The following is a 10,023-nucleotide window of genomic DNA, read 5'->3' on the forward strand; positions in this document are numbered from 1 at the left end:
AAGGTCCTGGTCGGGATGCTGCGACGGTGCTTTCAGTCGTGTGCGCAAATCCGCTTCATCGCCGTTCTGGGTGAAGGTGATGCAGTCCATCGGGCAGATGTCGACGCAGGCATCGCACTCGATGCAGAGCGAGGTCGAAAAAACGGTTTGCACGTCGCAGTTCAGGCAGCGACGCGCTTCGCCGAGCGCCAGCTTGACGTCATAGCCGAGTTCGACCTCGGCGCGGATGTCCTTCAGCGCGACGACCTTGTCGCGATGCGGTACCTTGAAGCGCTTGTCCTCGGTCGGATCGTTGTCGTAGCTCCACTCGTGAATGCCCATCTTCTGCGAGGATACGATCACCTCGGGCAGCGGACGCTCATGCACGTCCTCGCCCGATATCAGCCGGTGAATCGAAAGCGCCGCATCATGGCCGTGCGCCACCGCCCAGATGATGTTCTTCGGCCCGAACGCCGCGTCGCCGCCGAAAAACACCTTCGGATTGGTCGAGCCCATGGTCTTTGGATCGACCTTCGGCATGTCCCATTTGTCGAATTCGATGCCGCAATCGCGTTCGATCCAGGGAAAGGCGTTTTCCTGACCGACCGCGACCAGCACGTCGTCGCAGTTGATGGTCTCGTGCGCCTCGCCGGTCGGCACGAGTGAGCGCTTGCCCTTGGCATCGTATTCGGCCTTCACCTTCTCGAAGGTAACGCCGGTGAGCTTGCCGTTGTTGTGGACGAAGGCGACCGGGACCATGAAATTGAGGATCGGGATGTCCTCATGCATGGCGTCTTCTTTTTCCCACGGGCTCGCCTTCATCTCCTCGAAGCCGGAGCGGACGATCACCTTGACGTCCTCGCCGCCGAGACGGCGCGCGGTGCGGCAGCAATCCATCGCGGTGTTGCCGCCACCGAGCACGATCACGCGCTTGCCGATCTTGTCGGTGTGGCCGAACGAGACGCTGGAGAGCCAGTCGATGCCGATGTGTATATGGCTTGCTGCTTCTTTGCGACCGGGAATGTCGAGCTCACGGCCGCGCGGCGCGCCGGAGCCGACGAAGATGGCATCGTAATTTTCCGCGAGCAGCTTCTTCAGGCTGTCGATGCGGTGCCCGCCCTTGAACTCGATGCCGAGGCCCAGGATGTAATCGGTCTCTTCGTCGATCACCGAATCCGGCAGGCGGAATTTCGGAATCTGCGTCCGCATCATGCCGCCGGCCTTCGGGTCCTGGTCGAACACCGTGCAGTGATAGCCGAGCGGGGCAAGGTCGCGCGCCACCGTCAGCGATGCCGGACCACCGCCGATGATGGCGATGCGTTTGCCGTTCTTCGGCGAGGGGCGCGGCAGGCGGCTCTTGATGTCATCCTTGAAGTCGGCGGCGACGCGCTTGAGGCGGCAGATCGCAACCGGATTCTCCTCAACCCGGCCTCTTCGACAGGCGGGCTCGCAGGGGCGGTCGCAGGTGCGGCCTAAAATGCCGGGGAACACGTTCGATTTCCAATTGATCATATAGGCGTCGCTGTAGCGGCCTTCGGCGATCAAGCGGATGTATTCCGGGACGGGGGTGTGCGCGGGACAGGCCCATTGGCAGTCGACTACTTTGTGAAAGTAGTCCGGCGCCGAGATGTCAGTCGGTTTCATTCCTACCTTATCCGCGCCTCACAATACACGTGGCGGAGCGGCCTCATTTTGCACGAACGCTCGGATCGCGGCGTTCTTTCGGTTCTTGAATTGCGTCATTAGTCTATCGCATTAAAGCCCCAATCACGCTGATCTCCAAAGCCAATTTTGTTTGATCTCCAGCTTTCGCGTGACTTCCGGCATTTCTCACCTAAAAACGACTTTATGCGGCGGTGCAGCATGGACGATTGCGGCGAACGCGGCGTCAATGTTTCGCGCTATGAAATGTCGGCCTTGATGTCAGCTCTGGCGATATCCCAGAGCAGGCGATAGGTGCCGGATGAGACGACCATCGGTTTGAAGGCGATGTTGTCGGTCAAACGTCGCACCGCTGCGTCCGCCGGCATCACATCCGTCGCATCGATCAGCACGAACCAGTCGCTGGCGCCGGGATCGGCAGCGGCGGGATTGTCCGTCAGCGGTTTTGAAAGCACTGGATCGTTCTCGATCATGTGCATCGAGATGACGCCGTCCGACGATTTTGGGTCGAGCGCTGCGCGCAAGCTGTCACGCAAGATATCATGTCCGCCGTGCGCGGGGCGAATGCGGATGATGCCCAGCGCCGCGCCCCGGCCTTTGCCGCGGCTGATCGTGATGCGCGCCACGCCGCGGATCATGTTCTTGAACCGCGCGATGTTTTGCTTCGACCAGGCGGTCTGGTTCGCAAGCGCCTTGCGATAGGCGGGGCTGCCGAGGACCTCGAAGGTCTCGGTGGAATACAGGCTGAGATATTTCGGGGCGCCTTCCTCCGCCACGTAGCGCCGCGCCTCGATGAAACCCGCAATCGCAACGCGCTCTTCCAGATGCTCGCGGTCGTACCAGCGGTTGAAGTCGGCCTCATGTTCGCGGTCGACGTCCATCGAGGTCAGCAGCATGCCTTTTCCGGCGAGGGGCATTTTTGTTCTCCAATTTGTTGGCCGTCATGGCCGGGCTTGGCCCGGCCATCCACGTCTTGTTTGCGACAGAAGTTTAGACGTGGATGCCCGGCAGAGGCCGGACATGACGACCTGTTGAGTATTAGCCCGACACCTTCGTCGCCACGTCCGCGATCGCCTTCATCACGGCGTTGCGCACGCCGGGATCATACAGCGTATGGCCGGCGCGCTCGACGAAGCGAAGCTCGGCCTCCGGCCATCTTGACGCAAGCGTGTAGGCGGTCGTCGGCGGGCACAGCAAGTCGTAGCGGCCCTGCACGATGACACCCGGAATACTTCTGAGCCTAGACGCATCATCCAGAAGCTGGTTCGGCCTCAAGAAGCAGTCGCGGGCAAAGTAATGCGCTTCCATGAAAGGCGTGGCAGGCAGGGCGGCGGACGACGTGAGCGACTCGACGTCAAGCCGGGTTCGCGTCGGCGACACCTCCGACAGGATCCGTTCGGTATCGTGCCAGGCGCGGGCGAAAGGTGCATGCACCGAGGCATCGGGATCAAGGATGCGCCGCCAATAGGCCGCAAGCGGCTCTGTGCGCTCAGCCTCGGGCAGGAGCCCGATAAAGTCGTCGCTCAGTCCGGGATAGAACTGCGGCAGGGTCTTGCGGAACGCGGCGTCGAGTTCTTCGCGGGTGCCAAGGAACGTTGCGCGCAGCACGATGCCCAAGACGCGGTCCGGATGCGCTTGCGCATAAGCGAGCGCGAGCGTCGCACCCCATGAGCCGCCGACCACCATCCAGCGCTCGAACGCGAATTTCTCGCGGATCTTCTCCATGTCCGCGATCAGGTGCGGCAATGTGTTGTGCTCGCGGCCGCCCTTTGGACGGCTGCGGCCGCAACCGCGCTGATCGAACAACACGGCGTGAAAGCGTTCGGGATCGAACAGGCGGCGGTGATCGGGCTGGCATCCGCTGCCCGGTCCGCCGTGCAGATAGACGGCGGGTATGCCGCCTTCGCGGCCGATGCTCTCGAGGTAGATTTCGTGGCCGTCGCCGACGGCAAGCTGTTCTGACGTCAGGGGCGCAAAGGGATCGGTGCGCCCCGCAGCGGGTTTGCCGGCATCGGCACTAGTGGAGTCGATTTGACATTCGCTATCCACCTCGCCGCGAACTCCCAAAGCGAATGTCAAATCGTAAACTCCACTAGGATATCATATCTGCTAGTGGTCCTTTGATTCTAACATTCGCAGAGTGCCTGCTGAGAAGGGGTGCGAATGTCGGAATCGGACCACTAGGTGGCACTTTCCGTCTCCGGCGTGCCCCCCGCGAAATTGCGATAGATGAAGCGGTTGTGGTCGCCGGCCGCTTCTTCGGCCGCCGTCTTGAAAATCCGCTCGTGATGCGGCGACAGCGTGCAGGCCGGGTCGGTGTTGCCGGCATCGCCCGTCAGTGCAAAAGCCTGGCAGCGGCAGCCGCCGAAATCGACTTCGCGAAACTCGCAAGACTTGCACGGCTCGGGCATCCAGCCCGTGCCGCGATAGCGGTTGAAGGCCTCGGAATTTTGCCAGATCCAGGCGATCGAGTGATTGGAGCGCACGGACAAAAATTCGAGCCCGGTGATACTCTCCGCCGCATGGCACGGCAGGACCTTGCCGGCGGGCGAAATGTTGAAGAACTGCCGTCCCCAGCCGCCCATGCATTTCTTCGGCCGCAGCGCATAGTAATCCGGTACGACGTAATCGATGGTCAGCCGGCCCTTGAGACGCGCTTGCGCTTCCTCGACGATGCGGCTCGTCTCCTCGATCTGCTCCAGCGTCGGCATCAGCGCGGCGCGGTTCTTCAGCGCCCAGCCGTAATACTGCACGTTGGCGACCTCGATGCGGTCGGCGTCGAGGTCGACCGCCATCTGGATGATGTCGGGCAGTTGATGCAGGTTCTGCCGGTGCATGACAGCGTTAACCGTCAGCGGCAGCTCGAGCTCGCGCGTCCACTTGGCGGCCTCGAGCTTCCTGGCGTGCGCGCCTCTGAAGCCCGCGACGCGATCGGCGACCGCGGGCTCGTTGCCCTGGAAGCTGATCTGCACATGGCACAGCCCGGCATCGGCAAGCGCCGCGAGCTTGTCGCGCGTCAGCATCACGGCCGAGGTGATCAGGTTGGTATAGAGCCCGACGTCGCTGGCATGCTGGACCAGTTCGACGATGTCTTTTCGAGCCGTTGGCTCACCGCCGGAAAAATGGATCTGCAATACGCCGATCTCGGCGAGTTCGCTCAGGACCTTTTTCCACTCTTCGGTGGTCAGCTCGCTGCCGGCGCGGTCAAGTTCGACCGGATTGGAGCAATAGGGGCATTGCAGCGGGCAGCGGTGGGTGATCTCGGCGAGCACGGCCAAGGGAATCCCGTAAGCCTCTGCCGTCGAGCGGCGCGATTCCAGCGCGGCGAGCCCGTCGGCAGGATCGGTTGCAACAGGACTGGCGTCGGTGACTGTCGGACTCATGATCGTGTTCTCATGGCGTTTTCTCCCGCGCCTCGGTGAGAAAGCCCTTGTCGGCCAAGTCCTGCAGCATGGCGACGACGTCGGTCGCGATCGCCTCGCGCGGCGCCGCATATTTGGCGGCGAGCTGGTCGACCATCTCGGCGACACTGCGCGCGCCGTCGCAGAGGTGCAGGACTTCGACCGCGATCTCGTCCGGCGCCAGCACGCGCTCCGGTGCCAGGATCACCCAGACCTGCCGCGTCTCGTCGAATTTCAGCTTGGCGTGGCGCGGCAGTTTCGGCCGGCTCGCTTCGCTCACGGTGATGTTGCGGCCTGACGACATGGCTCTCTGCTTCTTTAGCTCGCCGTCGGCACGAACGCGCCCGGCGGAACATGGCCCTCGACATAGGCATGATACAGCGCGTCGAGCTGAACCCATAGCACGTTGGTCTTGAAGATCAGCGCATTGCAGACCGCCTCGCGCTGCTCCGGCGTCCTGGCGTGAGTCTTGACGTAGTCGAGGGCAAAATTGGCATCGCGCGGCGCCTGGGTGAGGCGGCGTTTGAAATAACTCATGATGTCGGGGTTGACGAAGTCATAGTGCGCGAGCATGCCTGAGATCCGTTCTTCGTGCAGGTTCGGCGCAAACAGTTCGGTCAGCGAGGAGGCGATGGCCTCCAGCGGGCTCTTGTCACGCACGAAGTGAACGTAGGCTTCGACCGCAAAGCGCGTCGCCGGCAGGATGCCTTCGGTGGATTCGACATAGGCGGTGTCGAGTCCGAGGCCCTCGGTGAGCTTCAGCCAACGCTCGATGCCGCCTTCGGAGCCGACATCGCCGTCATGGTCCTCGATCCGATGCCGCCATTCCACGCGTGTATTGCGGTCCCGGAAGCGCGAGATCACCACCGCATCCTTGATCGGGATCGTGCTCTGATAATAGTAGCGGTTGAGCGCCCAGGCCTGCACCTGGCCCTTGTTGAGCTTGCCGCCGTGCAATAGTTTGTGGAACGGGTGCAGGTTGTGATAGCGCGTCTCGCCGATGAAGCGCAGCGCGGCCTCGAGCTCGGCCGCATTGTTCAGTACGGTCTTGCCGCCGAGCGAAAGCGCCGTCATTCCTTCGAGCTTCATCGAACTCACAGCATGATCTCCGTTCCATCCGCAGGGATCTGCCATCCCGACTGTTCAGCCGCCTGCCGCTCCTTCGAATCCTGCAGCAGCGCCGGGTTCGAATTATTGATATGCAGGAATATCTTTCGCTCGATGCCGAGATTTTCAAGTGCGGCGATTGCGCCCTGTTCGCCCGACATCGAAATATGTCCCATGCTCCGTCCGGTCTTGGTCGCAAGGCCGGCGGCGATCATTTCGTCGTCGCGCCACACCGTGCCGTCAAAGAACACCAGGGTGGCCCCCTTGAGCCTCGATTTGAGATCGTCGGTCACTTCGGCGCAAGCCGCGATAAAGAAGAAAAACTTGCCCGTGGCGATATCGCGAATGCGAAGGCCGAGCGTGTCGCCGGCGGCTTCGGCTCCCTCGCGCCGCTCGCCTTCGAGATACCAGGCACCCTTGCCGGCGACCTCGAATGGCAAAATCTCGATGCCGGAAGGCGCCCCATTCGGCAGCGCCGGCTCGAATGGCTGTTCAATGCCGATCGGCTGCCGTTTGACGTTCTTGTCGCTGAGCACGTTGAAGACGCTGTTGGCCTTCAAGGTCGCGAGCACCTTGGCGTGTGCGTAGATGGTAAAAGGCCAGCCTTCGCGCATCGAGAGCAGGCCCGCGATCGCATCGATTTCGCCGTTGGTCAGGACCACGCCGGTAACCGGCGAATGACGAAGCTTTCCCGGCGCAGGGTGAAGGGCAGGGGTTGCTGTCAGTTGCTGGCGCAGGTCCGGCGAGGCGTTGATCAGAAACCAGTGATCGCCATCGGCCGAAATCGCCAGCGAAGCCTGTGTGCTTCGAAGCTCGGGGTGCGAGGTTCGTGCCGCCCGGCACACCTGACATCCGCAATTCCACTGCGGAACGCCACCACCGGCGGCCGCGCCCAGGACGACGACGCGCAACATGATCCGTCTCCTGGAATCTCTGAACGCGGAATTTTCGAATGCTGCGGGCTCTCAAACGATTGTGAGAACACCACATCAAAAGACAAAGGTGGACGCGGGGTGACAGGCACACCCTTGCAGGCGCGTCACTCCCGGCAATCCACCTTGTTCAAGAAGGATGCTTGGTGCTGCCGCTTACTTACGGGCGGCGCAGGCATACATGTTGATTTCCATGCCGACCGGCACTTCGACGATCCTTGGTGCTTTCCAGGCCATTTTGGCTCTCCTTAAGTGAAACCGGACGAACTCCGCCCTGCCGACAAAGTAATACGGAACGAAAACTTCGCCAGAGGAATCTTTCCCGCTGGACTGGGCAGGCGAACGTATATTGCGATGCACAAAGTTTTCCTGGCCCGGAGTCCTGTTCCCTGTCAAAACAATGACGCATCAATAGGTTCTTCTGATCAGAAGCTGTGTCAGGACGGCATCGGCCTGCTACTCCGGCCGATGCCGGATAAACCAAGTGTGAAAATCCCGGCGGCCCCTGCCGCGTCCATGCCCTCGAAGCCGAAGCGGTTCGCCATGCCACGATATTTCTTCAATACACGGATCGGCAACGAGGTGATCGCGGACCCCGAAGGAGAAGAGCTACGAAATCCGGATCGCGCCTGGGAAGTTGCCCGCGCCATGATCCTCGAGCTTCTGAAAATCGAAGGCATGGAAGACCTGATGCGGGCGGTCCTGGAAGTGACCGACGATGAGGGGGAGATCGTGCTTGAGTTTCCCTTCGTGGAAGCGATCCTCGACGACACCGAACCGGCGGCAGATGACGCCAACATACCCGTCACCAAGCATTGATACGCCTGCCTGAAGGCGGCGGGCAAGACGTGATAATCGGTCTTGCCGCACCGTTGTGCCTTGCGGGCGCGCCTTCCGCCGCAGCCTCTCCAGACATGTTTCCGATTGCGTCTGGACGCAAAAATATTCAAGAGTACCGCCACGAAGTCCGCCGGCAGGGGGCAAGGGTTTGCCGCGTGCGCAGGTCGAAGGCTTCCACAAAGGGAGAACATTTATGAGGATCGGATCATCGGTGCCGCGCAGCCTGTTGCTGGCCGGCGCCTTCATTGGAGTTTTGAGCTATGGCGCAGCCGCGCAGAACGCCAGCCCGCCGGCTGCGGCGCCCGCCGCCGCTCCGCTTCCCCCGGGTTCGCCGATGATTGGCCGCCCGGATAACGAAGCGGCGCAAAAACTGGCTCCGCAGGTTGCTCCGCCGATTGCGACTGCAGCCGACAAGTTGCCGCTGGACAAATTGAAAACCGCGCCCGGTTTCAACCTCGAAGTCTACGCCGCCGGCATGACGAACGCGCGCGAGATGGCGCTCGGCGACAAGGGTACGGTCTTCGTCGGCAGCCGCCTGGTCGACAAGGTCTATGCCATCGTCAACAAGGACGGCAAACGCGAGGTCAAGATCATCGCCTCCGGTCTCTACCGGCCGAACGGCGTCGCCTTCAAGGACGGCACGCTCTATATCGCCGAGCTGTCGAAGATCTCGAAAATCGAAAAGATCGAAGACAATCTCGACAACCCGCCGAAGCCCACCGTGATCTACGACAACCTGCCGAAGGATGGGGCCCACGGCTGGAAGTTCATCGCGATCGGTCCGGACAACAAGCTCTACGTTCCGGTCGGCCAGCCCGGCAACAACGTGCTGCATGACAAGGATCACGGCCAGATCCGTCGCATCAACCTCGACGGCTCGGGCGCCGAAGTGGTCGCCGTCGGCGTCCGCAACACGGTCGGGTTCGACTGGAATCCGGAAACCAAGCAGCTCTACTTCACCGACAACAGCCGCGACTGGATGTCGGAAGACCTGCCGAATGACGAACTCAACCGCGTCACCAAGATCGGTGAGCACTTCGGCTCGCCCTATTGCTGGCAGGGCAACATTCCCGATCCGGAATTCGGCTGGGGTCATTCCTGCAGCGAGTTCACCCCGCCGGTCGGCCTGATGGGTCCGCATGCGGCCTCGCTCGGCATACGCTTCTACACCGGCAAGATGTTCCCGGCAGGTTTCAAGAACCAGCCCATCATCGCTCGCCACGGTTCCTGGAACAGGACCAACAAGTTCGGTGGTGACGTCGTGGTCGCGCACCTGAACAAGGATGGCACCGTCAAGAACATCGAGCCGATCGTCACCGGCTTCCTGCAGGACAACAAGTATGTCGGCCGTCCGGTCGACGTCCTGCAGATGAAGGACGGTTCGATGCTCATCTCCGATGACTGGAACGGCGCGGTCTATCGCCTGAGCTACGGCAAGGCGAAGGTCGCCGCGCAATAAGGCGTGGGGTTGGAATCGGGGGCGACCGGATGGTTCGCCCCCGATTTTATTTTAGGAAAAGGAATCGAGGCTCTCATCGATGCGAAAAGCAACAATCATCGCGGCGCTTGCGGCCGTATCGCTGGCGGGTCTCGCGCAGGCTGCGGAAACCATCGAGCAGCGCGCTGCCGCCTGCTTCGGCTGTCACGGCGAAGCCGGCCAATCCGCGACCGACTTCACACCCTCGCTCGGCGCGCAGCAGTCGCCCTATGCGCTGATCCAGCTGTTCATGTTTCGCGAAAAGCTGCGCGCCTTCGAGCCGATGAACGACATGATCAAGTCGTTTACCGATGACGATCTGCAGAAATTCGCCGACTTCATCGCCAAGCTGCCGAAGCCGCAGCCGCCGGCGGAAGCCGGCGATCCGGCCCGGATGGCGAAGGGGCTCGCGCTGGCGCAGCAGCACCGCTGCAACTCTTGCCACAACGCCGATTTCTCCGGCAAGGAGAACGTGCCGCGGCTCGCCAATCAGCGCGAGGACTATCTCAACAAGACGCTTGGCGAATACAAGGACAATTCGCGCCACGGCTACGATGGCACCATGGCGGACGTGATGGGCGAGGTGCCGAAGGAGCAGATCGCCGATCTTGCGTATTACATCTCG

Annotated in this window: 11 protein-coding genes; 3 read left to right on the forward strand and 8 right to left on the reverse strand. The window is 61.7% G+C overall.

All coding sequences use genetic code 11. The features are described 5' to 3' along the window. The 8 genes from VFL62_RS05675 to pqqA form a co-directional block, all read right to left on the reverse strand. A partial coding sequence (locus tag VFL62_RS05675) for an FAD-dependent oxidoreductase (RefSeq protein WP_325171396.1) occupies positions 1 to 1,623 on the reverse strand: 1,623 nt, incomplete at its 3' end. Positions 1,624 to 1,880: 257 nt separating this feature from the next. After that, positions 1,881 to 2,558 (reverse strand): hypothetical protein, encoded by a 678-nt coding sequence (locus VFL62_RS05680; protein ID WP_325171397.1) that lies wholly within the window; start codon positions 2,556 to 2,558, stop codon positions 1,881 to 1,883. 121 nt (positions 2,559 to 2,679) lie between these two features. Next, positions 2,680 to 3,672, reverse strand: coding sequence for a prolyl aminopeptidase (gene pip / locus VFL62_RS05685; RefSeq protein ID WP_325171404.1), 993 nt, complete (start codon positions 3,670 to 3,672; stop codon positions 2,680 to 2,682). 149 nt (positions 3,673 to 3,821) lie between these two features. Beyond that, positions 3,822 to 5,024 carry a pyrroloquinoline quinone biosynthesis protein PqqE gene (gene pqqE, locus VFL62_RS05690; RefSeq protein ID WP_325171398.1) on the reverse strand — a complete coding sequence of 401 codons (1,203 nt, stop codon included), beginning with the start codon at positions 5,022 to 5,024 and terminating at the stop codon, positions 3,822 to 3,824. Positions 5,025 to 5,034: 10 nt separating this feature from the next. Then, entirely contained in the window at positions 5,035 to 5,346 is a 312-nt protein-coding gene (gene pqqD / locus VFL62_RS05695) for a pyrroloquinoline quinone biosynthesis peptide chaperone PqqD (RefSeq protein WP_325171399.1), read from the reverse strand. Positions 5,347 to 5,360: 14 nt separating this feature from the next. Further along, on the reverse strand, positions 5,361 to 6,131 hold the full coding sequence (gene pqqC / locus VFL62_RS05700; RefSeq protein WP_414644618.1) for a pyrroloquinoline-quinone synthase PqqC: 771 nt from the start codon (positions 6,129 to 6,131) through the stop codon (positions 5,361 to 5,363). 5 nt (positions 6,132 to 6,136) lie between these two features. Continuing rightward, positions 6,137 to 7,063 carry a pyrroloquinoline quinone biosynthesis protein PqqB gene (gene pqqB, locus VFL62_RS05705; protein WP_325171401.1) on the reverse strand — a complete coding sequence of 309 codons (927 nt, stop codon included), beginning with the start codon at positions 7,061 to 7,063 and terminating at the stop codon, positions 6,137 to 6,139. Between the two features lie 174 nt (positions 7,064 to 7,237). Then, positions 7,238 to 7,318, reverse strand: coding sequence for a pyrroloquinoline quinone precursor peptide PqqA (gene pqqA, locus VFL62_RS05710; protein ID WP_325171405.1), 81 nt, complete (start codon positions 7,316 to 7,318; stop codon positions 7,238 to 7,240). Between the two features lie 306 nt (positions 7,319 to 7,624). Between pqqA and VFL62_RS05715 the strand changes: the two genes are divergently transcribed. From VFL62_RS05715 to VFL62_RS05725, 3 genes are all read left to right on the forward strand, one after another. After that, positions 7,625 to 7,900 (forward strand): DUF6894 family protein, encoded by a 276-nt coding sequence (locus tag VFL62_RS05715; RefSeq protein WP_325171406.1) that lies wholly within the window; start codon positions 7,625 to 7,627, stop codon positions 7,898 to 7,900. 214 nt (positions 7,901 to 8,114) lie between these two features. Beyond that, a complete protein-coding gene (locus VFL62_RS05720) occupies positions 8,115 to 9,380 on the forward strand; it encodes a PQQ-dependent sugar dehydrogenase (RefSeq protein WP_325171402.1) in 1,266 nt (421 codons plus the stop codon). Positions 9,381 to 9,459: 79 nt separating this feature from the next. Then, positions 9,460 to 10,023 (forward strand): c-type cytochrome (locus VFL62_RS05725; RefSeq protein WP_325171403.1); only part of this gene is annotated, 564 nt, incomplete at its 3' end.

Origin of the sequence: Bradyrhizobium sp., assembly GCF_035701725.1 — a bacterium.
Taxonomy (GTDB): Bacteria; Pseudomonadota; Alphaproteobacteria; order Rhizobiales; family Xanthobacteraceae; genus Bradyrhizobium.